General features: G+C 73.1%; 21 protein-coding genes. 11 read left to right on the top strand and 10 right to left on the bottom strand.

Annotated features, from left to right (window positions below; all coding sequences use genetic code 11):
* Window positions 1-132 precede the first annotated feature (132 nt).
* A complete protein-coding gene (locus NH2_RS11740; protein ID WP_067652668.1) occupies window positions 133-1278 on the top strand; it encodes a VWA domain-containing protein in 1146 nt (381 codons plus the stop codon).
* 103 nt (window positions 1279-1381) lie between these two features.
* Here the strand turns inward: NH2_RS11740 and NH2_RS11745 are convergent, their stop codons facing one another.
* On the bottom strand, window positions 1382-3913 hold the full coding sequence (locus NH2_RS11745; protein ID WP_067652669.1) for an ABC transporter permease: 2532 nt from the start codon (window positions 3911-3913) through the stop codon (window positions 1382-1384).
* Window positions 3913-4686, bottom strand: coding sequence for an ABC transporter ATP-binding protein (locus NH2_RS11750; protein WP_067652671.1), 774 nt, complete (start codon window positions 4684-4686; stop codon window positions 3913-3915). The genes NH2_RS11745 and NH2_RS11750 overlap by 1 nt, the downstream gene beginning before the upstream one ends.
* 103 nt (window positions 4687-4789) lie before the next feature.
* Here NH2_RS11750 and NH2_RS11755 point away from each other — a divergent pair, with 103 nt between their 5' ends.
* The gene (locus tag NH2_RS11755; protein ID WP_169811476.1) at window positions 4790-5218 is read left to right on the top strand and encodes a DUF1877 family protein; all 429 of its coding nucleotides are present in this window, start codon (window positions 4790-4792) and stop codon (window positions 5216-5218) included.
* A gap of 189 nt (window positions 5219-5407) precedes the next feature.
* Here the strand turns inward: NH2_RS11755 and NH2_RS11760 are convergent, their stop codons facing one another.
* From NH2_RS11760 to NH2_RS11770, 3 genes are read right to left on the bottom strand one after another with little or no spacing between them, the layout of a single operon-like run.
* Window positions 5408-6331, bottom strand: a complete 924-nt coding sequence (locus NH2_RS11760) for a hydroxymethylglutaryl-CoA lyase-like TIM-barrel protein (RefSeq protein ID WP_067652675.1) — start codon at window positions 6329-6331, stop codon at window positions 5408-5410.
* Window positions 6328-7539 carry a CaiB/BaiF CoA transferase family protein gene (locus NH2_RS11765; protein ID WP_067652677.1) on the bottom strand — a complete coding sequence of 404 codons (1212 nt, stop codon included), beginning with the start codon at window positions 7537-7539 and terminating at the stop codon, window positions 6328-6330. Before NH2_RS11765 ends, NH2_RS11760 begins: the two co-directional genes overlap by 4 nt.
* A 15-nt stretch (window positions 7540-7554) precedes the next feature.
* A complete protein-coding gene (locus NH2_RS11770) occupies window positions 7555-8328 on the bottom strand; it encodes a deoxyribonuclease IV (RefSeq protein ID WP_067652678.1) in 774 nt (257 codons plus the stop codon).
* A 117-nt stretch (window positions 8329-8445) separates the two neighbouring features.
* Here NH2_RS11770 and NH2_RS29500 point away from each other — a divergent pair, with 117 nt between their 5' ends.
* The 3 genes from NH2_RS29500 to NH2_RS11785 all read left to right on the top strand — a co-directional run bounded on the left by NH2_RS29500 (window position 8446) and on the right by NH2_RS11785 (window position 13881).
* Window positions 8446-9990: a serine/threonine-protein kinase gene (locus NH2_RS29500; RefSeq protein ID WP_369690042.1), complete on the top strand. Its 1545-nt coding sequence runs from the start codon at window positions 8446-8448 to the stop codon at window positions 9988-9990.
* A 170-nt stretch (window positions 9991-10160) separates the two neighbouring features.
* On the top strand, window positions 10161-11912 hold the full coding sequence (locus NH2_RS11780) for a serine/threonine-protein kinase (RefSeq protein WP_067652679.1): 1752 nt from the start codon (window positions 10161-10163) through the stop codon (window positions 11910-11912).
* Window positions 11913-11916: 4 nt separating this feature from the next.
* On the top strand, window positions 11917-13881 hold the full coding sequence (locus tag NH2_RS11785; RefSeq protein WP_067652680.1) for a serine/threonine-protein kinase: 1965 nt from the start codon (window positions 11917-11919) through the stop codon (window positions 13879-13881).
* Between the two features lie 4 nt (window positions 13882-13885).
* Here NH2_RS11785 and NH2_RS11790 read toward each other — a convergent pair whose 3' ends face one another.
* A complete protein-coding gene (locus NH2_RS11790; RefSeq protein ID WP_067652684.1) occupies window positions 13886-14272 on the bottom strand; it encodes a hypothetical protein in 387 nt (128 codons plus the stop codon).
* A 300-nt stretch (window positions 14273-14572) separates the two neighbouring features.
* Between NH2_RS11790 and NH2_RS11795 the strand changes: the two genes are divergently transcribed.
* Entirely contained in the window at window positions 14573-15061 is a 489-nt protein-coding gene (locus tag NH2_RS11795) for a hypothetical protein (protein WP_157103726.1), read from the top strand.
* A 65-nt stretch (window positions 15062-15126) separates the two neighbouring features.
* Here the strand turns inward: NH2_RS11795 and NH2_RS11800 are convergent, their stop codons facing one another.
* Entirely contained in the window at window positions 15127-16254 is a 1128-nt protein-coding gene (locus tag NH2_RS11800) for an acyl-CoA dehydrogenase family protein (RefSeq protein ID WP_067652687.1), read from the bottom strand.
* A gap of 10 nt (window positions 16255-16264) precedes the next feature.
* Window positions 16265-17437: an acyl-CoA dehydrogenase family protein gene (locus NH2_RS11805; protein ID WP_067652688.1), complete on the bottom strand. Its 1173-nt coding sequence runs from the start codon at window positions 17435-17437 to the stop codon at window positions 16265-16267.
* Window positions 17438-17609: 172 nt separating this feature from the next.
* On the opposite strand from NH2_RS11805, the gene NH2_RS11810 reads away from it, so the two are divergent.
* Window positions 17610-18353 carry a hypothetical protein gene (locus NH2_RS11810; RefSeq protein WP_157103727.1) on the top strand — a complete coding sequence of 248 codons (744 nt, stop codon included), beginning with the start codon at window positions 17610-17612 and terminating at the stop codon, window positions 18351-18353.
* Window positions 18354-18359: 6 nt separating this feature from the next.
* Here NH2_RS11810 and NH2_RS30165 read toward each other — a convergent pair whose 3' ends face one another.
* Entirely contained in the window at window positions 18360-18485 is a 126-nt protein-coding gene (locus NH2_RS30165; RefSeq protein ID WP_281202026.1) for a hypothetical protein, read from the bottom strand.
* Between the two features lie 9 nt (window positions 18486-18494).
* Between NH2_RS30165 and NH2_RS11815 the strand changes: the two genes are divergently transcribed.
* From NH2_RS11815 to NH2_RS11830, 4 genes are read left to right on the top strand one after another with little or no spacing between them, the layout of a single operon-like run.
* Window positions 18495-19121 carry an alpha/beta hydrolase gene (locus tag NH2_RS11815; protein ID WP_067652690.1) on the top strand — a complete coding sequence of 209 codons (627 nt, stop codon included), beginning with the start codon at window positions 18495-18497 and terminating at the stop codon, window positions 19119-19121.
* 47 nt (window positions 19122-19168) lie between these two features.
* Complete coding sequence (locus NH2_RS11820; protein ID WP_067652692.1) at window positions 19169-19531, top strand: hypothetical protein; 363 nt, start codon at window positions 19169-19171, stop codon at window positions 19529-19531.
* Window positions 19524-20822 (top strand): hypothetical protein, encoded by a 1299-nt coding sequence (locus NH2_RS11825; RefSeq protein ID WP_067652694.1) that lies wholly within the window; start codon window positions 19524-19526, stop codon window positions 20820-20822. The genes NH2_RS11820 and NH2_RS11825 overlap by 8 nt, the downstream gene beginning before the upstream one ends.
* On the top strand, window positions 20819-21562 hold the full coding sequence (locus NH2_RS11830; RefSeq protein WP_157103728.1) for an ESX secretion-associated protein EspG: 744 nt from the start codon (window positions 20819-20821) through the stop codon (window positions 21560-21562). Before NH2_RS11825 ends, NH2_RS11830 begins: the two co-directional genes overlap by 4 nt.
* On the opposite strand, the gene NH2_RS11835 is transcribed toward NH2_RS11830, so the two are convergent.
* Window positions 21563-22210, bottom strand: coding sequence for a phosphoribosyltransferase (locus tag NH2_RS11835; RefSeq protein ID WP_067652695.1), 648 nt, complete (start codon window positions 22208-22210; stop codon window positions 21563-21565).
* Window positions 22211-22217: the final 7 nt, after the last annotated feature.

The raw sequence follows: 22217 nt of genomic DNA on the forward strand, positions 1-22217 counted from the left end.
CCCAGACAATGAGCACGGCCACCAAGGCATGCACAGCCCTTGCGATACGTACCGCTGCCGAGGCACGCACGGCCCGCGCGACCGGCGCGACCACCGCCGCACGCGGAGCCCGCTCGGCACGGGAGCGTCCGCATGACCGACGACGCGCACGCCCGCCGCTGGCGGCTCATGCTCGGCGCCGCCGCCGAATCCGAGCTCGGCACCCCGGGCGGGCAATCCGACCAGGCCATGGATCGCGCCCTGGCCGCGCTCTACGACTCGGGCGACCCCACCTCCGGCCCCCGCTCCGGCGGGCTCGGCGCCTCGGCCCCCCGGGTGGCCCGCTGGCTCGGCGATATCCGCACCTACTTCCCGACCAGCGTGGTGGAGATCATGCAGCGCGACGCGGTCGAGCGGCTCGACCTCACCCAACTGCTGCTCGAGCCGGAGCTGCTGGAGGCGGTGGAGCCGGACGTGCACCTGGTCGGCACCCTGCTCTCCCTCAACGGGGTGATCCCGGAGACCACCCGCGCCACCGCGCGCACCGTGGTAGCCGCGGTGGTGAAGCAGATCGAGGAGCGGATCGCGGCCAAGACCGTCGCCGCGGTGTCCGGCGCGCTGAACCGGGCCGCCCGGATCGCCCGGCCCCGGCACCGGGACATCGACTGGGACCGCACCATCCGCGCCAACCTCGCGCACTATCTGCCGGAGCACCGGACGGTGGTGCCGCAGCGGCTGATCGGCTACGGCAGGCGCAGCCAGGCGGTGCACCGCGAGGTGGTGCTCGCCATCGACCAGTCCGGCTCGATGGCGGCCAGCGTGGTGTACGCCTCGGTCTTCGGCGCGGTGCTCGCCTCCATGCGCTCGCTGCGCACCTCGCTGGTGGTCTTCGACACCGAGGTGGTGGATCTGACCGAGCACCTGGACGATCCGGTGGACGTGCTCTTCGGCACCCAGCTCGGCGGCGGCACCGATATCAACCGGGCCATCGCCTACAGCCAGTCGCTGATCACCAAGCCCACCGACACGCTCTTCGTGCTCATCTCCGACCTCTACGAGGGCGGGGTGCGCGAGGAGATGCTGCGCCGGATCCGCGCCATGACCGAGGCCGGGGTGCAGGTCCTCGTCCTGCTCGCGCTCTCCGACGAGGGCGCGCCCTCCTACGACCACGACAATGCCGCCGCGCTCGCCGCGCTCGGCGTCCCCGCCTTCGCCTGCACCCCCGACCACTTCCCCGACCTGCTCGCCGACGCCCTCGACCGCAGGGACGTGAGCCGCTGGGCAGGCACCCCGCGCTGAGCAGGAAAGGCGGCGCGGCAGCCCGATGGCCGCCTGATCCGGCGCGGCCGCCCGGCCCAGGGACCCGCTCGGCAGCGGTGACTACGCCGCCGGTGCCCCGACGTCACACGTCGGCGATGGCCGCGAGCGGCGGCGTGCGCGCCGCCCGCACCGCGGGCCAGAGCGCGGCGAGCACCCCGACCACGGCGGAGCCGACCAGCACCAGCACCAGCTGACCCCACGGGATGGCGATCTGATCGAGCCCGAAATCGCGCAGCGTGCGCAGGAACCCGACCCCGAGCCCGAGCCCGAGCAGCAACCCGACCACCGCGCCGAAGACCGCGATCAGCATGGACTCCAGGTAGATGGTGCGGCGCACCTGCGGCCGCAGCATGCCGACCGCGCGCAGCATCCCGATCTCCCTGCGCCGCTCCACCACCGAGAGCGCGAGCGTGTTCACGATGCCGAGCACCGCGATCACCACGGCCAGCGCGAGCAGCCCGTAGAGAATCGCGAGCATGGTGTCGATCTGCCGCCCCTGCTCCCCCTTGAACTCCTCGCGGTCCATCACCTGCACCACCACGAACTGCTCGGTGGCGCGCTCCAGGTCGGCGCGCAGCGCGGCCGGGTCGGTGCCGGGCGCAGCCTGCACCAGCAGCACCACATTGACCCGGAAGGCGGCCGGCGTGGTCCGCTCGTAGAGCTGCGGCGAGAGGATGACCTCGCCGAGCAGCGGGCTGTTCCGGTAGACGCCCTGCACCGTGACCGGCAGCGCCGTGCCGTCCAGCCCGTTGATGGTGACCTGCTGCCCCGGGCTCCAGCCGCGCTCGTCCCGCTCCTTCTCCGAAATGAGGATGTCACGCTCGCCGAGCGTGTCCGTGCCCGCGAGCAGGTTCACCCGCATGACCCGGTCGAACGCCCCCTCCGGGGAGGAGCCGGGCACCTGGTCGCCGTCGATCCGCACCACCGCGCCGCGGAACCCGACCACCTGCTCGGCTGCGGGCACCCCGTCGCGCACCGCGGCGGTGGCGCCGATCGGCACCCCGATCTGCGGCGGCCCGGCCAGCACGAAATCGGCGGTCACGTCCTTGTCCACCAGCCCGCCGATGCTGGCCTTGGCGGAGGCGCCGAGCATGCCGATCGCGGTGACCAGCATGAGCCCGAGGGTGAGCGCGAAGGCCGTCGCCGCGGTCCGGCGCGGATTGCGCCGCGCATTGTTCCTGGCCATGGCGCCGACCGCGCCGAACGGCCGCATGAGCACGCCGAGCGTCCCGACCACCGGCCGGGAGAGCGCGGGCGCGGCCAGCAGCACCGCCAGGATGAGCGCGAGCGCGCCCGCCCCTACCGTCGAGGCCGCGGTGCCGCCGGTGTACTGCGCGCCGATCACCACCAGCGCCACCCCGGCGACCGCGAGCAGCGCGCCTGCGATGGTCCGGGTGCGCAGCGAGTCGCCGGTGGTGGCGAACTCGGCGCGCATGGCCTCGACCGGCGGCACCTTCGCGGCCCGCCGGGCGGGGGCGTAGGCGCTGATCACGGTGACCGCGAGCCCGAGCGCGAGCCCGATCAGCACGGTGCGCGGCCGCAGCGTGAGCGACCCGGTCGGCAGCCCGACGTCGAAGGCATTGAGCAGCGCGGAGAGCCCGTACGCCAGCCCGACGCCACCCGCCAGCCCGAGCACGCTGCCGAGCACGCCGATCACCAGCGCCTCGGCCACCACCGAGCGCCCGACCTGCCCGCTGCTCGCCCCGACCGCACGCAGCAGCGCCAGCTCGCGCAGCCGCTGCGCCACGATCATGGAGAAGGTGTTGTAGATGATGAAGGTGCCGACGATCAGCGCGATCGCGCCGAAGGCGAGCAGGAAGTAGTTGAGGAAGTTCAGCGCCTCGGAGACCTGCGCCTTCATGTCCTCGCGCACCTGGTCGCCGTTCTGCACCTTGTACTCGCCGCCGAATTCCAGCGCGAGCCGGTCGCGCAACTCGTCGGCGGGCACCCCGGCCGCGGCGATATCGGCGTACGCGACGTGTGAGCCATCGGTGAACAGCTGTTTCGCCTGATCCTCCGGGAACTGCAGCGCGACCAGCCCGCCGGTGCCGCCGGGCAGCTCGTAGACGCCGCTCAGGGTGACGTCGATCGGCTCGCCGCGGGACGGGATCAGCACCTTGGTGCGGTCGCCGACCTGGATTCCGGCGCGCTCGGCGCCGCCGGTATTGATGGCGAACTCGCCCGGCCGCGTCGGCGGGCCGCCCTGGGTGAAGGCCAGCGGCTCGGCCACCGCGCGGTCGGCGGGCAGGTAGGACTCGCCGAAGCTGGGGGCGCCGCCGGTCTGCACGGCGGTCTTGCCGGTCGGGTCGAGCAGCACCACCGGGCCGTTCACGCCGGGCGCGACCGCGCGCACGTCCGGGCGGGCGGCGATCCGGTCAACCACGCTCTGCGGCAGCCCGACGGACTGCTGGTTCTTCGGGCTCACCCGCACGTCGACGCCCTTGGCCTGGCTGGCGAAGATGCCGTCGAAGGTGCGCTGCAGGGTATCGGTGAAGACGAAGGAACCGGCGATGAAGGCCGTGCCGAGCACCACCGAGAGCAGCGTGAGCGCGAGCCGCACCTTGTGCGCGGCGAGGTTGCGCAAGGCGACCTTGCGCATGGGATTGCCCGCCATCAGTTCTCCAGCGCCTTCATCCGGTCGAGCACGGAGTCGGCGGTCGGATCGCGGAGTTCGTCCACGATCCGGCCGTCGGCGAGGAAGACCACCCGGTCGGCGTAGGAGGCGGCGCGCGGGTCGTGCGTGACGATCACCACGGTCTGACCGAACTCGTCGACGGCGGCGCGCAGGATGGAGAGCACCTCGCCGGAGGAGCGGGAGTCCAGGTTGCCGGTCGGCTCGTCGCCGAAGATGATGTCCGGCTTGCCCGCCAGCGCCCTGGCGCAGGCCACGCGCTGCTGCTGGCCGCCGGAGAGTTCGCTGGGGCGGTGCTCCAGCCGGTCCGCGAGGCCGAGCCTGCCGAGCACCGTCTCCAGCCAGCCGCGGTCCACCTCGCGGCCAGCGATGTCGAGCGGCAGCGTGATGTTCTCCAGCGCGGTCAGCGTCGGCACCAGGTTGAAGGCCTGGAAGACGAAGCCGATGCGGTCGCGGCGCAGCTTGGTCATCTCCGCGTCGGAGAGGTCGGTCAGGTCGGTGTCACCGATCCGGACCGTGCCGGAGCTGGCCGAATCCAGCCCGGCGAGACAGTGCATGAGGGTGGATTTGCCGGACCCGGACGGCCCCATGATGGCGGTGAACTCACCCCTGGCGAAATCCGCGGACACCCCGTCGAGCGCGGTGACCCTGGTGTCTCCGGCGCCGTAGACCTTGCTCAGGTCAACGGCGCGGGCCGCGACGGAGGTCGCGGTGCCCGGCTCGGTCGGTTCGGCGCTCACGGCGTGCGATGTCATGGCAACCAGTGTTCCCGCGTTCGCGCGCGCACGCCATCGGGGGTTTCCCGGAGCGGAGGCACCACCTCCGGGTGTATGCCTGGCAGCGGTATCGTCCGCCTGGATGGGTACGAGGATGGCGTTCGCCGAGGCGACGAGCATGGAGCTGGACCACGGGGTGGTCGATCCCGAGTGGTTGCGCGGTGCGGCGCGCGTCGGCTGCGACCTCGGAACGCGCTGGGATGCCGTGCAATTCCTGCTGGACGCGGCCGGGGTCCCGGTCGACCTCCGGGTGGACGGCGACCCGCTGGACCCCGGACAGACGCTCGCCGCCTGGTACCCGGAGCTGGTCGCCGAGGCGGCGGCCGCGCTCTCCGGGGTGACCCCGGAATCGATCGCCCGGCATCACGATCCGGCACGCATGGCGGAGGAGGGGGTCGATCCCGCCGATCCGGTCGCCATCGCGGCGTGCGTCCACGCGCTGACGCGCTTCTTCGTCGCCGCCGCGGAGCGCGGGGCGGGCGCGGTCATGCTGCTGCGCCCGGAGGAGTAGCGGCCTGGTCATGGTGCTGCCGCGGACGGGTCGGGCGGGTGTTGCCGCTCCGCGCGGACCGGCGGCGGCGCGACCAGCTGCGCGCGCCGCCACCCGCAGTGCGGCACTGCGCGGGCCGCGATACCGCGCGGCACGGGCGCGCGGCCGGACATCGCGCGGCACGAGATCGCACCGCTCGCCGCACCGCGGTCACCCCGGGATCGGCGCCGCCCAGGGGAAGGCGGTGGTGGTCGAGCGGGCGCCCTGGACCGTGCGGGAACGGTTCGGTTCCCCGAGCTCGGCGAGCAGGGCTCCGGTGAGGTCGGCCAGCCCGGCGAGGGTGGCCGGGGTGAACCAGGACGGGCGGGTGGCGAAGAGGATGTCCTCGCTGGCGGTATTGCCGCCCGCCCCGGGAGCGAAGGGACAGCCGCCGAGGCCGCCCAGCGACCCGTCCACGACGGTCGCGCCCGCCCGGATCGCGGCCAGGGTGTTCGCGACGCCCATGCCCCAGGTGTCGTGCCCGTGGAAGACGATGCGCCGGTGCGGGGTGTCCCGGCGCACCGCGCCGACCAGGGCCGCGACCTCCATCGGCCCCGCCTGGCCGAGGGTGTCGGCGAGGACGATGTCGGCGGCGCCGTCGGTGCGCGGGTCGGTGGCGATGGCGAGCACCCGCTCCGGCGCGACCGGACCGGTGAACGGGCAGGTGAAGCTGGTGGCCAGGGTGAGCTGGAGGTCGCCACCCGCCTGCTCGGCAAGACGCACGGCATCGGGCATCGCGGCGATACTGGCCTCGGTGTCGCGGCCGATATTCGCGCGATTGTGCTCGTCGGTGACGGAGAAGCAGTACTGGAAGTGGGTGATGCCCGCCTCCGCCGCCTTCTCCACGTGGCGGGGGGTGGCCACCCAGACCCAGCAGCGGGCGCGTTCCTCGGGGGTGAGCTCGGCTATCAGCTCCAGGGTGTTGGCCATGGGCGGCACCAGGTCGCCCCTGGCCAGGGAGCCGATCTCCAGCGCCGGGACACCGAGGGCGAGGAGCTTCCTGGCGATCTCGAGCTTCCGCTCCACCGAGAGGAGTTTGCCGGTGAGCTGCAGACCGTCCCGCAGGGTGACGTCCCTGAGGATGATGTCGCTCATCCCAGCGGACCCGCGGCTTCGGCGATCTCGGCGGGGGTGAGGCCGAGCGCGGTGAGCACCTCGTGGGTGTGTTCACCCAGGTCCGGGCCGACATTGCGGATGGGGAGGGACTTTCCGCCGATGACGGGGACGATGCCGGGGAAGCCGACCTGCCTCGGCTCGGGCTCGCCGACGTCGACGGGGAAGTGCTGGATCATGTCGCGGGCCAGGTACTGCTCGTCGGCGACGATATCGGCGGCGGTGTAGATGGGGCCGCAGGGGATGCCCGCCTCCTCCAGGACGGCGAGCGCTTCCGGGCGGGAGCGCTGGACGGTCCACTCGCCGATGGCGGCGTCCAGCCGCTCGCGATGCCGCCAGCGGCCCGCATTGTCCTGCAACTCCGGGTCGGCGGCCAGGTCGGGCCGGTCGATGACCGTCATGTAGCGCTGGAAGATGGCGTCGCCGTTGCCGCCGATGATGATGCTGGTGCCGTCGGCGCAGGGGTAGGCATTGCTCGGCGCGATGCCCTCCATGCGGCCGCCGACCCGCTGCCGGTTGATGCCGTAGGCGAGGTAATCCGGCACCAGCGACTCCATCACCGAGAGGATCGCCTCGTTCAGCGCCACATCGATGATCCGCTGCTCCAGCGGCACCGCACCCTTGCGCTCCCGCTGGAAGAGCGCCATGACGGTGCCGAAGGCGGCGTAGATCCCGGCGATCGAATCGCCGATCGACACCCCGACCCGCACCGGCGGCCGATCCGGATCCCCGACCAGCTCGCGCAGCCCGCCCACCGCCTCCGCCACGGCGGCGAAGCCGGGGCGCGCGGCGCGCGGCCCGGTCTGGCCGTAGGCGGAGATGCGGGTGACCACGAGCTCCGAATTGGCCTCGTTGAGAACCTCCGGCCCGAGCCCCCACTTCTCCAGCATGCCGGGGCGGAAGTTCTCCAGCAGTACATCGCTCTCCCGGACCAGGGCGAGCACGGTGCGCCTGCCGGCCTCGGTGCGCAGGTCGAGGGTGATCGACTTCTTGTTCCGGTTCACCGTGCGGTAGAGCATCGAGGTGGTGCCGCCGTAGAGCCGCCAGTTGCGCAGCTCGTCCCCGGCGCCGGGACGCTCCACCTTGATCACCTCGGCGCCGAAGTCACCGAGGATCCGGGCCGCCGTCGGCGCCGCGATGTAATTGCCGAGTTCCAGGACGCGCACGCCGTCGAGCGGCCGAATACCCATGCGGACCAGTCTGGCCTACCGACCGACGTGCTCACGCAGGTAGGCCAGATCGTCGGCGAGGCCGTCGCCGGGGGTCTCCAGCACCACCGGGGCGCCCGCGGTGCGGCACACCTCGGCGAGCAGCTCCGGGTCGATGGTGCCGTCGGCGAGGTTGGCGTGCCGGTCGGCACCGGAGTCGAACTCGTCGCGGGAGGAGTTCAGGTGCACCAGGTCGATCCGGCCGGTGATGGCCTTGATCCGGTCGACGACGCCGACCAGCTCCTCACCGCCCGCCCAGGCGTGGCAGGTGTCGAGGCAGAAGCCGGCGCCGAACTCACCGACCGCGTCCCAGAGCCGGGCGATGGAGTCGAAGTGCCTGGCCATGGCGTGGTTGCCGCCCGCGGTGTTCTCGATCAGGATCGGCACCGCGAAGCCGCCCTTCTCCTCCTGCCGCTCGAAGAGCTTGCGCCAATTGGTGACACCGGCCTCCAGCTCGGCGTCCGAGCGCACGTGCCCGCCGTGCACCACCAGCCCGAAGGCGCCCAGCTCGGCGGCGGCCGTCGCCTGCTGCGCCACCGCGTTGCGCGAGGGCATGCGCAGCCGGTTGTTCAGGCTCGCGACGTTGATCTGGTACGACGAGTGCACCACCACGTCGATCGGGCTTGCCCTGATCTCGTCGGCGCGCGGGTGCGGCTGTGGTTTGTCCCAGCTCTGCGGGTCGATGACGAAAAGCTGAATCACCTCGGCGCCGAGTTTCTCACCGAAGCCGATCGGATCGCTGTCCAGGCGAACGTGTGCTCCAATGCGCATAGGACTCACCCTAACGACCGGCACCGACACGCGGGCCGCCGAAAGCGATGTTGCGCGCCGGGGTGCCGGAGAGATAGATCGGTAGGACCAGGCGCGCGACCCGGAGAGGGGGGTGGAGTGACGGAAGTGCTGCAGAAGGGCGACACCTTCGCCGGCTACACCGTGCGGCGGGTGCTCGGCTTCGGCGGAATGGGCACGGTGTACCTGGCCAGGCACCCGCGGCTGCCCCGGCTCACCGCGCTCAAGCTGCTCGGGCGCGACCTCTACTCGGATACCGAGATCCGCAAGCGCTTCGAGCGCGAGGCGGATCTCGTCGCGCAGCTGGACCACCCCAATATCGTCACCGTCTACGACCGCGGCGCCGAGGACGACCAGCTCTGGATCTCCATGCAGTTCGTCGCGGGCGCCGACGCCTCCTGCGTCGACGTCGGCGTGCTGCCGCCCGCGCGGGCCGTGCGGATCATCGCCGACACCGCGTCGGCGCTGGACTTCGCGCACGTCAACGGCGTGCTGCACCGGGATGTGAAGCCGGCCAACATCCTGCTCGCCAAGGCGCCGATCGGGCAGCCGGAGCGGGTGCTGCTCACCGACTTCGGCATCGCCAGCGTGCGCGACGCCGACACCACGCTCGGCTCCGCCGGGTCGATCACCGCGACGCTCGCCTATGCCGCGCCGGAGCACCTCGCCGGGGCCGCGCTGGACCACAGGGCGGACCAGTACTCGCTGGCCTGCACGCTGTTCTGGATGCTGACCGGCGCCGCGCCGTACCCGGGGGCGAACCCGGCCGCGGTGATCAACGGGCACCTGAACCTGCCGGTGCCGTCGGCGCGCACCGCGCGGCCGGATCTCTCGCCCGCCTTCGACGCGGTGATCATGCGGGCGCTCGCCAAGGAGCCGGGCGAGCGGTTCGACACCTGCGCGGCGTTCGCGGCCGCGGCGAAGGCGGCGCTGGACGGGCCGCGCAGCGGGCCGCACCGGTCGGTGCAGCCGCAGGGCGGGCCGCCCACCGGGTATCCGGGGGCGCCGCCGTACCCGTCCGGGCAGCCGTACCCCACCGCGCAGCCCGGGTACCCCACCGCGCAGCCGCGGCCGTACCCGCAGTCGCCGTACCCCGGTGCGCAGCCCCGGCCGCCGTATCCGCGGCAGCCGAATCCGCAGCGGCCTCAACCGGGCCCGCCGCGGCCGGGTAACCGGCCGCAGCAGGGGCCGTACCCGGGGCCGTCCTGGGGGCAGCCCCGCCCGGTGTCCGGTCCGAATCAGGGGCCGGGCTACGGCCCCCAGCCACCCTCCGGCGCCCACGCCCGTCCGGGCCCGACCGGATACCCCGGTGCGCGCCCCGGCTCCGGCGGGCCGCCGAACGCGAGCCCCGGCTCCGGCACACACGCCCGTCCCGGAACGCCCACCCCTCCGCCGGCGGGCGCGCCCCCCACTCCGAACCCGGCGCAGCGCTCCGGCGCGCACCCGGTTGCGGGGCGTACGCCGAACCCCGCCGAGCGCGAGCAGGTGCGCCCGGAGGACCCGACCGTCATCCCGGCCCCACCCCCGCCCTCCGGGCGTGCGCCGCAGCGCCGCGGGCGCCCGGCGACGATCGATCCGCCCGGCGGCCGGGTGCGCCCCGGCGGCGCCGGGCAACCCGGCGAAACCGCAGCGGGAGACGGCTGACATGCAGCCCCGATCCCGCACCCGGCGCGGTTCGCCGAAAGGCGGGCGGCCGCTCGACTACTGCTATGGTTTCGATGTTTCCGCGCGCGGGCCGAGCCCGATCGCGCGTTCTCGTGCTGTACGCCTGTGCGCCGGTGGGTCCCGGTCCGCGGCGAGAGATGGAGCAGACAATGCTGGCCAACGGTGAGGTGTTCGCCGGCTACGTCATCGAACGGCAGCTCGGCCGCGGTGGCATGGGGTCGGTCTACCTGGCGAAGCATCCGCGGCTGCCGCGGATGACCGCGCTGAAGTTGCTGAACCGCGAGATGTTCTTCGACAAGGAGGTGCGGGCGCGGTTCGAGCGGGAGGCGGATCTGGTCGCCCGGCTCGACCACCCGAACATCGTCACGGTGTACGACCGCGGCATCGAGGAAGAGCAGCTCTGGATCTCCATGCAGTACATCGACGGCATCGATGCCGCCTCGGTGGACCCGCAGACGCTGCCCCCCGAACGCGCGGTGCAGATCATCAAGGAGACCGCCGACGCGCTGGACTACGCGCACGGCATGGGCGTGCTGCACCGCGACGTGAAGCCCGCCAATATCCTGCTGGCCCGCTCCGGCGCCGGGCGCGGCGAGCGGGTGTACCTGACCGACTTCGGCATCGCCCGGCTCCGCGACGACACCGGCCACCTCACCCAGACCGGCACCTTCACCGCCACCCTCGCCTACGCCTCGCCGGAGCAGCTCACCGGCGCCACCCTCGACCACCGCTCGGACCAGTACTCGCTGGCCTGCACGCTGTTCTGGCTCTTCACCGGAAGCGGGCCGTTCGCGGCGACCAATCCGGCGCAGGTGATCCAGGGCCACCTGCAGTCCGCGCCGCCCGCGCTGAGCAGCACCCGCCCCGGGCTGCCCTACGGCCTGGATGCCGTGCTGGCCAGGGCGATGGCCAAGCGCCCGGACGACCGCTTCGAATCCTGCTCCGCCTTCGCCGCCGCCGCGCAGCACGCGCTGAGCAACCCGAGCGCGCCGTCGCTGCCGCTGGCGGGCGGGCCGATCCCGAACCCGTCGAGCACCGGGCCGCGCCCGCTCACCGGGAACCAGTACACCGGCACCCCGATGACCGGCGCGCCGTACCCGACGCAGCACAACCCGTACGCCAGCGGCGCCGCCCCGCTCACCGCGGGCCCGACCATGGCACCGCCGCTCACCGCGCAGAACCCGCAGCAGAGCAATCCGTACGCGCACCAGCAGCCGACCGGCTACACCCCGACCCCGCCACCGCCGCCGCCGCCGCCGCCGAATACCTTCGGACAGTACAGCGCCCAGCAGCGACCGCCGCGGAAGAACAACAGCACGCTGATCGTCGGCATCGTCGTCGGCGTCGTGGTGCTGCTCGCCGCGGTGATCGGCATCGGCGTCGTCGCCAGCCAGAACTCCGCGAGCAACGGCGGCACCACCACGACCACCGCCGCCGCCGGGCCGAAGATCACGCCGTCCGCGGACGCCATCTCCAAGGAGTTCCCGCGCATGGTGCCCGCCTCCAGCGAGGAGGAGACCGGGTACAACAACGCCACCTGCTGGGAGACCGACACCAGCTACACCCCGAGCCCGAACGACGGCGATCCGGATTTCGGCTCGTGGGCCTGGCAGTGGCGCTGCTACGGCGGCGGCGACAGCGACGACCCGTTCTACCGGATCTACGTCTACAACTCGGCGGCGGATGTGCAGTCGGTGGTGTCGAACCTGCCGACGAACACCAAGTCGACCGATACCAACGGCGGCGAGCAGTACACGAACTACAAGTACAGCGACAATGGGAACAAGATCATCACGGTGTTCAGCGGCGATTCCGACCGGAGCCAGTTCCTCATGTTCACCGACGGCTACGGCACACCGGAGGAGGTGCTCAGCTGGTGGCGTTCGGCGCCGCTGAACTGATGCCATGCTGAGAACCGGTGAGGTATTCGCCGGGTACACCATCGAACGTCTGCTCGGCCGGGGCGGAATGGGTTCGGTGTACCTGGCCAGGCACCCGAGGCTGCCCCGGCTGACCGCGATGAAGCTGCTGAACCGGGAGCTCTTCGCGGACGCGGAGATCAGGGCCCGCTTCGAGCGCGAAGCCGACCTGGTGGCGCGGCTGGACCATCCGGGGATCGTGCCGGTGTACGACCGCGGGGTCGAGGACGAGCAGCTCTGGATCTCCATGCGCTACGTCGACGGGGTGGACGCGGCGTCGCTGGAGCCCGGCTCGCTGCCGCCCGCCCGCGCGGTGCGGATCGTCGCCGAGACGGCGGCGGCGCTGGACTACGCGCACGGCAAGGGTGTGCTGCACCGGGACGTGAAACCGGCGAACATCATGATCGAGCGGGTGAGCGACGGCGCCGAGGAGCGGATCTTCCTCACCGACTTCGGGATCGCCCGGCTGCGCGACGACACCGGGCACCTCACCAAGACCGGCACCTTCACCGCCACGCTCGCCTACGCCTCACCGGAGCAGCTCTCCGGCGCCGCGCTCGACCACCGCTCGGATCAATACTCGCTGGCGGTGACGCTCTTCCGGTTGCTCACCGGGACGGTGCCGTTCGAGGCGAGCAATCCGGTCGCGGTGATCCACGGGCACCTCAACGACCCGCCGCCGCCGGTCAGCGGGGTACGCCCCGGGCTGCCCGGCGCGCTGGACGCCGTGCTGCTGCGCGCCATGGCGAAGCACCCCGGTGATCGCTTCGCGAGTTGTGCCGAGTTCGCCGGGGCCGCGCGGGATGCGCTCGCCTGGGTGGCGAGCGGGCCGCACCCCGTCCCCGGGCCGGCCGGTGCCGGGTACGGCATGCCCGGCGGTCCCGGTTACGGGACACCCGCGAGCGGGTACGGCGTCGCGGGCGGGTCCGGCTACGGGACCCCTGCCGGTGGACACGGGATAGTGGGCGGTGGCCCCGGCCAAGGCACGCCCGCAGGCGAATACGGCACGCCCGCGAGCGGCTACGGCATCCCTGCGAGCGAATACGGCACTCCAGCGAGCGGGTACGGCGTCGCGGGCAGCGGCGAATACCGCGCGCCCGACAGCGGCTACTGGACGCCGGGCGGCCCGTCCGCACCGGGCCACCGGATGCACGCGGGACCGTATTCCGCACCCGGCCACCCGATCCCGCACACCCCCGGCCCGAATTACGGCGCCCCCTCCCACGGCCCGCATGGCAGCAAACCCCCCGGCCGGTACCGCGGCCTCGCCGGCGTCGCCGTCGGCGCCCTCTTGGCCGCCGCCCTGATCGCGGGTATCGCCTTCGTCGGCGCCGACCGCGGCTCCGGCACCCCGGCCGCCGCCCCGACCCGCACCACCCAGCCGGAGCCCACCGGCGAACAGCCGCAGGACATCGCGGACGAGACCACCACCCGCCGCAGCACCACGACCACCACCGCCGAGAGCGACGAGTCGGCGATGATCGACGGCCTCGCCGCCCTGCACGACGGCTTCCCGCGCATGGTCCCGGATGCCGACGAGGACGACATCGTCTTCTCCGACCCGGGCTGGAACGGCGCGACCTGCTTCGGCAAGGACCGCGCCGCCGGCTCGGGGCTGGACGCGACCGGGCCGGAATTCGGCGCCTGGACCGCCGTCTGGTACTGCTTCGGCGGCCAGAACAAGGCCAACTACGAGTTCTACGCCTACGCCACCCCGGCGGAGGCCGCCGCCGCGGTGGCGGCGCTGCCCGCGGGCACCAGCCAGAGCGACACCAATGACGGGCAGTCCTACAGCAATATCGTGCTGGACGGCTTCTCGTCGCTGCGGCCACGCATGGTGACCGAGTTCTCCGGCGACCCGACGCGGTCCCGCTTCCTGATGCACAGCATCGGGTTCATCGCCACGCGAGAAGAATTCATGAACTGGTGGGCCACCGCGCCATTGCGGTGATCGTTCAGGCTTCCGGTTCCCGGACGGCGCTGTCCGAGCGCAGCTTGAGCAGGATCAGCCCGGCCGTGCAGGCCAGGATGAGGCCGGCGACGGTGATCTCGACATGCAGGCCTGCGATGCCGAGTACCGCGCCGACGAGCCCTCCGACGAAGAACAGCCAGCCGAAACCACGCGCCAGCGTGGTGCGGAGGGTGCGTTCGCGGGTGGCCGTCGCGGAGGGCGGCACCGATTCCCCGGTGCCCGCCGTGCCGTCCGGATCGGCGGCTGCCGATTCGGTCGCGATGGATGTGGATTCGCCTGCGGCGGAGTCCGGTACCGCGGATATCGCGGTGACCGATTCGGCGCCGTCGGACGAGGCATCCAGCGGAATGGCCGAGTAAGCTCCCATCATCTACTCCTCGTTGACGCCGATCAGAGAACAATCCGACGCCGGAAGTCGCTGTGCGCGACGACCGTTCACGTCTCTCATGTGGTTACAGGCGTCTCACGCGTAACTTCGATCACGCTACGACCACACTCGGCTGTTCTACTACGACACGTGCCTTCGACACGCCTCCGATACCATTTCGATATCTGAAATGTTAGCGTTTAGTTTTGTGTCTCCGCACTACGGGTGCGCATGCTCACCTCGCTCCGCCCACCGGGCTCGTTTAAGGTGAGGCCACCCGATCCACCCACAGGAGCGTCACCGATGGAGAGCAGCAGAGCCCGGATCGCAGGCCCGGCCGTGGCCGCAGGCGCGGTCTCGGTGGGGCTGGTGCTGATCGGCATGTTCGGCATCGACCGCGAGGACACCTACGTCGCCCCGCCGCCGCTGAAGTCGGATCCGTACGCCGGCGCGCCGGTGCGCGACGACGGGGGTGAATCCGCGAGCAGCGTCGCGCGGATCACCATCCCACCCTCGCCGAGCTGGCAGATCGCCCCCGCCGGGCCGCCGCGCCGCCCGGCCGGGTACACGCTCGTCGTCGACCCCTCTGCCGACCCCTCGGCCGACCCGTCCGGCGATCCGTCGGCGACCGAGTCCGCGACCAGGACCCCGACCACCCGCCCCCGCGATGCGGAGCCGACCACGACCCGCACCCGCACGCTCACCCTGGAGCCGAGCAGCACCGCCGACGCGGAGCCGCCCTCCTCGGAGCTCGTCGAGGACGAGGAATACGGCACCGAGAGCACCGAGTGATCAACGCCACGTGACGGCAGCGGGCGGCGAGCTTGGAGGCCCACCGCCCGCGCCGGAACGATGATCTAGAGCTCGACCAGCGTGTACTCGCCCACCCGCTCGCCGAGCACCCGCAGGTGCTCCAGCGTGCCGCCGAGCGTCCGTTCGATGGCGGTGAGCCGCGCGACGTAGTGGCTCACCGGGTACTCGGTGGTGACGCCGATGCCGCCGTGCATCTGCACCGACTCCTGCCCGACGTGCCGGGCCGAGCGCGCGATCCGCAGCCGCGCCCGCGACGCGATCACCGCGTCCTCCGCGCCGTCGGCCAGCGCCGCGGTCAGGTACAGGCTCATGCTGCGGGCCAGCTCCAGCGAGACGTACATGGTCGCGGCGCGCTGGGTCAGCGTCTGGAACTTGGACAGCGTGACGCCGAACTGCTTCCTGGTGCGCAGGTACTCGCTCGTGAGCCGGAGCGCCTCCTCCATGGCGCCGATGGCCTCGGCGCTCAGCGCGGCGTGCGCCCGCAGCTCGGCGGCGGCGATGGCCGCGCTCGCGTCGGTCGCGGTGCCGAGCAGCTCGGCCGGGGCATTGTCGAGCACCAGCTGGGCGCCGCGGCGCTCGTCCACGGTGCGGTACGGGGTGCGGGTCACGCCATCGCCCGCCGGATCGACCAGGAACAGCCCGGTGCCGCCCGCGGGCAGCGCCGCGCTGACCACGACCCGGTCCGCGCTGTCGCCGTGCGGCACCGGGTTCTTGGTGCCGGAGAGGCGGTAGCCGTCGCCGTCCGCGGTGGCCGCGGTGCCGATCTCGGTATCCGGCCAGCGCGAGCCGGGCTCGCCGTGCGCGAAGGCGAGCAGCAGGGTGCCCGCCGCGACCTCGGGCAGGATCGCCTGCCGCTGCTCGGCGGTGCCGGCCAGGGTGATGAGCGCGCCGGGGACGATCACCGCGTCCAGCAGCGGCTCGGGGGCGAGCCGGCGGCCCACCTCCTCCAGCACCAGCATGGCCTCGACCGGCCCGGCCTCGACGCCGCCGTCCTCCTCGGCGAAGGTCAGCCCGAGCACACCGAGCTCGGCCAACCTGCTCCAGACGTCGCGGCTCCAGCCGAGCTCGGTTTCCACGACCTTCAGCCGGGACTCGGCGTTGTAGTTCTTGGCGAGCAGATCGCGCACGGTGTCGCGGAGCAGCGCCTGCTCTTCGGTGAGTTCGAAATCCATGGCTCGCCCCTCACAGTCCGAGGATCGTGGAGGCGATGATGGTGCGCTGCACCTCGCTGGAGCCTCCGTAGATGGTGGTCTTGCGGTAGTTCAGGTAGGCGGGGCCGCTGCGCTGCGCCCACTCGGGCGAGGCGATATCGGTGGCGCCGACCGGCAGCCCGTCCGGGCCTGCGATGTCGAGCAGCAGCTCGGTCACCTCCTGCTGCAGCTCCGAGCCGCGCAGCTTGAGCACCGAGGAGGCCGGGTTCGGCTTGCCCTCCTCGGAATTGGAGACCACGCGCAGCTGGGTCAGCTCCAGCGCGAGCAGCTCGTTCTCCAGCTCGGCGATCCTGGCCGCGAAGACCGGGTCGGTGAGCAGCGTGCCGGAGCCCGACCGCGTCGTCGACGCGTACTCCTTGGCCACCGCCAGCTTGACCTTGCTGCGGCCGACGGCGGTGATGCTGGTGCGCTCGTTGCCGAGCAGGAACTTGGCGTAGGTCCAGCCCTGGTTCTCCTCGCCGACCAGCTGGTCGGCGGGCACCCGGACGTTCTCGAAGAAGACCTCGTTCACCTCGTGGCCGCCGTCGATCAGCTTGATCGGGCGGATGGTGACGCCGGGGCTCTTGACATCGAAGAGCAGGAACGAGATGCCCGCCTGCTTCTTCGGCGCGGACGGGTCGGTGCGGACGAGGCAGAAGATCCAGTCGGCGTGCTGGGCCAGGGTGGTCCAGATCTTCTGGCCGTTGACGATGTAGGAGTCGCCGTCGCGCACCGCGGTGGTGCGCAGCGAGGCGAGGTCGGAGCCGGCGTCCGGCTCGGAGAAGCCCTGGCACCACCAGATGTCGAGCGCGGCGGTCGGCGGCAGGAAGCGCTCCTTGACCTCCTGCGAGCCGAACTGCGCGATCACCGGGCCGACCATGTTGGCATTGAAGGTGAGCGGCTCGGGGACCGAGGCCAGCTGCATCTCGTCCTGCCAGATGTGCCGCTGCATCGGGGTCCAGTCCTTGCCACCCCACTCGACCGGCCAGTTCGGCACCGCGAGGCCGTTGTCGTTCAGCAGCTTGTGCGTGGTCACGACGTCCGCACGCGAGACCTCCCGGCCGTACTTGACCCGCTCGCGGATCTCCGCGGGGATCTGCGTCCGGTAGAACGCGCGCAGCTCGTCGCGGAAGGCAACCTCATCGGCGGACAGGGATATTTTCATACAAGGCTCCCACTGTGTCTCGTTTCATCCGACCCGAACCCTACCCCCCGGTAATACACCGAGTCGATTGGATCACACCAGGTGCGGGCCATATCGGGTTGCGGCCCGATGGAAACCCGGCCCACCTGGTACGTTGCTGGCGGATATGGGAGCCGCATCGAGGAGTGTTCGCGTGAAGCGCAAGTCCATCGCACGGATCGCCGCGACGGCGGCGTCGCTCGGCACGTCGCTGACCCTGGCCGTCGCACTCGCCGGCGGGGCGGGCGCGGACACCGAGTCGACGGTGCGCGACCGGATCGCCGAGCTCACCGTGGCGGCGGGCGACGACGCGAGCGCCAGGGCGGGGGTCGACGCGCTGCGCGACTACACCGAGCTGGTCGACGTGGCCGCACTGCGCGATATCGCGGCCAACTTCACCCCGTTCGCCTACGCCGCGCCGACCTTCGGCTGCGGCAGCAACGGCCCGATCACCACGATCATCGCGGCAGGCGTCACGGAGGGTACCCAGGCCAACTCGGCAGGCGCCGATCTGCGCCCCGGCCAGCTGCGGTTCACCGCCTCGCCCGCGCACTCGGGGGCGCCGCTCGCCTCCGGGCTGGTCGTCGCCTGGGTGAATGTCAACACCGGCGCCAGCGGGATGGATCCGCTGGACGACCGCACCGACCTGAATCTGCCCACGCTGTCCAAGACGGTGAACAGCGGGCCGGGCACGGTGCTGGCCTCGATGTGGGGCGTCATCGACTACCCCGGCGCGCACTGCGTGATGACGCCGACGGTCGGCACCTTCGTCGTGCCGGACGTGCCCGCGCCCCCCGCGCCCGCCCCGCAGCCGGTGCCGCCGCCCGCGGAGCCCGCGCCCCCGGCGCCGGGCATCCCGATGCCCGAGCTGCCGGTCATCCCGCTGCCGACATTCTGACCCTGGCTACCCGCCCGGGGTGATCCGCAGGACGGCGCAGGCGAGCACGGCCAGCCGGACGGCGGTGCGGAGCTTCACGAAATGACTCGGCTCGGAGGGCCGGGCGGATTCGGTCCCAGGCAGCGCGGGCATGATCGTCGCATGCCCTTTATCACCGGCGCACGCGGCAGGTTGCACTATCGGCGCCGCCCGCTGGACGCTCCGCGCGCGCTGCTGGTGCTGCTGCCCGGCAGCGGCCAGCACAGCGGGCACTACCACCGCTTCGCCGGGCTGCTCGGCAGGGCGGAGGTCGAGGCGTGGCTCTTCGACACCGCGGGGCAGGGGCTGAGCGAGGGCGACCCGGCGGCGCCGGGCACGCTCGCCGAGCTCACCGCCGACGCCGCCGCGCTGCTCGGCGCGGTGCGCGCCGAGCGCCCGGCGGAACCGCTCGTCCTGATGGGGCATTCGCTCGGCGCTGCCACCGCGCTGGAACTGCTCGCCGACGCCGCGCCCGCCCTGGACGGGCTGGTGCTCTGCGGCACGCCCGCGCGCGCCCTCGCCGCCCCGCCACCCGGATTGCCGGTTCTCGCCGTGCACGGCGTCGACGACCGGCGGACGCCGATCGATCCCGTCCGGGACTGGACTGCGCGCCACGAGTCGGTACATTTGTGCGAGTACTCCGACGCCGGCCACGATCTGCTGCACGAGCCGGTGCACGCGAGGGTCGGCGCGGACATCGCGGCGTGGGTACGGGATGTGGCGGAGGGGCGGCCGCATCCGGATCGGTAACGGACGGCGCCGGCGCGACCGCGGCGCCCCGGGAAGGGGGCTGGCGAGTGCGATCCAAGGTGGACGTCCTGCGCACGGCGGTGGACGACGGCGAGCTGTGGATCGACGGGGTCCTGGTCGCCGACGGCGCGCCGGAGCGCTGCGCGCAGCGCTACGAGCAGCTGGCCGATCGGGTGGAGGAGCAGATCGCGGCGCTCGCCGCGGCGGGCACGCTGCCCGGCTTCGGCGCGCTCGCCTCCGGCGCGGCGCTGCGCGCGGGGTTCGAGGGCAAGGCGGGGAGCGCGGTCACCGCGCTGCGCGAATACGCCGCGGCGGCACGGGAACTCGCGAGCACACTGCGCGCGGCGGGCGCGGCCTACGCCGCGGCCGATGCGACCGCCGCCGAGCGGCTGGCGGTGCACCATGCGTGAGCTGCCCCGAGCCGCCCAGCGCGGGGAGCACCTGCGCACCGACCCCGACTACGCGACCAGGGTCGAGACCTTCGACAACCTCTCGCACCGAGAACTGCACGCCGCGGTGAACCTGCTCGACCCGGCCACGCTGAACGCGGGCGGCCAGGTGTGGCGCGGCTCCTCGGCGGGGCTGGCCGCCGCCGTGGAGGCCGCGGGCGCGGAGGTGCGAGCCGCCATGGCCGACGGGTGGCGCGGGCCCGCCGCCGCGAACGCCGCCGCCGCGGTCGCGGCGTTCGAGCAGCGCGGGCGGGAGCTGGCCGAGGTCATGGGGGTGGTCGGCGAGCGGCTGAACCGGGCCGGGGACGCCGCCGAGACGGTGCGCGCCGGGGTCGGGGCGCCCGCGGGCGCGGAGCCGGATCTGGCGGCGGCGCTGCTGGATCCGGGGAGCGCGGCGGCCAATGTGGCGGCGCAGAAGGCGGCGGAGACCGCCAGGCTCGATGTCGTCCGGGTGATGGAGGATGTCTACGCGGGGGCCTTCCTGCCCACCGGCAACGGAGTTCCGGCGTTCCCGGAGTTCGAGGCGCCGGGCGGGGTCGTCGCGGTGTCGTCCGCCGATGCCGGGGCGGGTGGCGCTGCCGTCGGTGCGGCCGGAGCCGTGCCCGGCGCGACGCCGGTCGCGCTCGCCACCGGTCCCGGTCCCGAAGCGGACGGCGAGGCCGCCGGTACCGGTGCGGCGCCGACGGATTCGGCGGCGCCGGAAGCCGACTCCGCGAGCACGACGGAATCCGCCGGAGCGGAGTCCGCCCCCGGCCCCGTCGCCACGCAGGCGGCGGGCACCGCACCCGGGGGCACCGTCCCGGCCTCGTTCGCCGGGACCTCGCTGCCGCACCCAGCCATTCCGCACACCGCCGCTCCGCACCTCGCGGGCAGCACCGCGCCGGTCGCAGCCACCGCGCCCGGCGTCGTCCCGCCGACCGTGCCCGCCGACGACCGGAAGAAGCAGCAGGAGGAGCGGAGCACCGCGAAACCACGCGAGTCCAGCGGCACCGAGGCGGTCACCGGGCTCGGCGCGGGCGCCATGGGCGGGCTGCTCGGCGGCGCGCTGGCGGCGTCCGAGACGACCAGGCCGGGCCACGGGATCAGCGCGCACCTGCCGCCCCGGCCGCCCGCCGACGCCACCGACGACGACCTGCACTTCCCGGACGAGGAGCTCACCTACCTCGAACCCGGCGACGACAACGGCGGGCTCATCGGGTCGCTGGAGCCGACCACGCCGCCGGTGCTCGGGGAGTGGTCCGAGCGCGAGTGAGGCGGACGCTGACGCCGGACCAGTTCGCGCTGGCCTGGAGCCGGACCGACGGGGACCGCATCCCGTACCCGCTCGCGGTGCGGCTCTCCGCCGCCGACAATGTGCAGCGCGCCGCGCAGCTCCCCGCCCTGCACCGCTGGTGCGACGAGCACCTGGACGCCGATCTGGAGGCGGCGCTCCGCGTCCTCGCCCGCCCTGCCCTGCGCGCCGAGGTCTTCGGTTACGCACTCGGAGCGCCGATCCGGGTGCTCGGAGCTGTCGCGGGCGAGATCGCGGTCGTGGCCGCGCAGCTCCCCGGCTCCGCGCCGGATCGCGGCGGCGATATCCGGATCTCGGTCGGCTCGGCCCGCACCTTCGCCGCCCGCGTGATCACGCCGCTCCCGCGCAACAGCGCGGGCACCCTGGCCGCGCTCACCGCCCCGCTGGCCCGCGTCACCGAGGACAGCCGCGACCTGGTGACCGTCCCGGTCTCCGGCCCGTCGGTCCCCGCCCGTATCCGGCGCCTGCTCCGCGCCCCGCGCGACGGTATCGGCCAGATCGTGGTCTCGGTGCGCCGCGACGCGGGCGCGCTCGCCCCGTTCGGCGTGCTGTGCTGGATCGATATCACCGGGGACGGCCGCTACGCGGTGCGCACCGGCGCCGAGGTGGAGATCACCCCGGTCACCGCGGAGAGCTTCGCCGGACGGCTGCGCCCCATGCTCACCGCCGCGGGGCGGGTGACCCCGCGCGCGCTGTGGTGATCACCGCGCCCGCAGCACCGCGGTGACCTCGGCATCGGCCAGCTGGTGGAAATCCTCGTACGCGGTACCGACCCCGCCCAGGCTCTCCGGTACCAGCGGGCACACCACGTCGTCGGCCTCGGCGGCGGCCCGGCGCAGCGCCTCCGGCGAGGAGACCGGCACCGCCACCAGCACCAGCGCGGGGCGCTGGCGGCGCAGCACCCGGCAGGCGGCCACCATGGTGGCCCCGGTCGCCATGCCGTCGTCCACCAGCACCACCACCCGGCCCGCCCGCGGCACCGCCGCCGCACCGGCCCGCCAGGTGGCCCTGCGCCGCTCCAGCTCGGCCCGCTCGGCCACCTCGACGCCGGCCAGCGCGACCTCGGTGAGCCCCGTGTGCGCGAGCACGTCCGCGTTCAGCACCCTGGCGCCGTCCTCCCCGATCGCCCCCGCCGCCAGCTCCGGCTGCCAGGGCACCCCGAGCTTGCGGACCAGCAGGACGTCGAGCGCGCCCCCGACCACCTCGCGGACGCCTGCCGCCACCGGCACGCCGCCGCGCGGCAGCCCGAGCAGCAGCGGACCAGGGGCTCCCGCCTCCGCGACGAGGCCCCACTCGGCCAGCTCGCCTCCGAGCACACGACCGGCCGATGTCCGATCGGTGTAGATCATTGCCTCC

The sequence above is a fragment of the Nocardia harenae NBRC 108248 genome (genome assembly GCF_001612885.1).
GTDB lineage: Bacteria > Actinomycetota > Actinomycetes > Mycobacteriales > Mycobacteriaceae > Nocardia > Nocardia harenae.

Excerpts from the sequence above, each read along its gene's own strand:
- NH2_RS11745 (WP_067652669.1), bottom strand. The coding sequence starts at position 3,913 with ATGGCGGGCAATCCCATGCGCAAGGTCGCCTTGCGCAACCTCGCCGCG.
- NH2_RS11765 (WP_067652677.1), bottom strand. The coding sequence starts at position 7,539 with ATGGGTATTCGGCCGCTCGACGGCGTGCGCGTCCTGGAACTCGGCAAT.
- NH2_RS11805 (WP_067652688.1), bottom strand. The coding sequence starts at position 17,437 with ATGAAAATATCCCTGTCCGCCGATGAGGTTGCCTTCCGCGACGAGCTG.
- NH2_RS11770 (WP_067652678.1), bottom strand. The coding sequence starts at position 8,328 with ATGCGCATTGGAGCACACGTTCGCCTGGACAGCGATCCGATCGGCTTC.
- NH2_RS11740 (WP_067652668.1), top strand. The coding sequence starts at position 133 with ATGACCGACGACGCGCACGCCCGCCGCTGGCGGCTCATGCTCGGCGCC.
- NH2_RS11825 (WP_067652694.1), top strand. The coding sequence starts at position 19,524 with ATGCGTGAGCTGCCCCGAGCCGCCCAGCGCGGGGAGCACCTGCGCACC.
- NH2_RS11795 (WP_157103726.1), top strand. The coding sequence starts at position 14,573 with ATGGAGAGCAGCAGAGCCCGGATCGCAGGCCCGGCCGTGGCCGCAGGC.
- NH2_RS11750 (WP_067652671.1), bottom strand. The coding sequence starts at position 4,686 with ATGACATCGCACGCCGTGAGCGCCGAACCGACCGAGCCGGGCACCGCG.
- NH2_RS11800 (WP_067652687.1), bottom strand. The coding sequence starts at position 16,254 with ATGGATTTCGAACTCACCGAAGAGCAGGCGCTGCTCCGCGACACCGTG.
- NH2_RS11835 (WP_067652695.1), bottom strand. The coding sequence starts at position 22,210 with ATGATCTACACCGATCGGACATCGGCCGGTCGTGTGCTCGGAGGCGAG.
- NH2_RS11790 (WP_067652684.1), bottom strand. The coding sequence starts at position 14,272 with ATGATGGGAGCTTACTCGGCCATTCCGCTGGATGCCTCGTCCGACGGC.
- NH2_RS11780 (WP_067652679.1), top strand. The coding sequence starts at position 10,161 with ATGCTGGCCAACGGTGAGGTGTTCGCCGGCTACGTCATCGAACGGCAG.
- NH2_RS11785 (WP_067652680.1), top strand. The coding sequence starts at position 11,917 with ATGCTGAGAACCGGTGAGGTATTCGCCGGGTACACCATCGAACGTCTG.
- NH2_RS11755 (WP_169811476.1), top strand. The coding sequence starts at position 4,790 with ATGGGTACGAGGATGGCGTTCGCCGAGGCGACGAGCATGGAGCTGGAC.
- NH2_RS11815 (WP_067652690.1), top strand. The coding sequence starts at position 18,495 with ATGCCCTTTATCACCGGCGCACGCGGCAGGTTGCACTATCGGCGCCGC.
- NH2_RS30165 (WP_281202026.1), bottom strand. The coding sequence starts at position 18,485 with ATGCCCGCGCTGCCTGGGACCGAATCCGCCCGGCCCTCCGAGCCGAGT.
- NH2_RS11760 (WP_067652675.1), bottom strand. The coding sequence starts at position 6,331 with ATGAGCGACATCATCCTCAGGGACGTCACCCTGCGGGACGGTCTGCAG.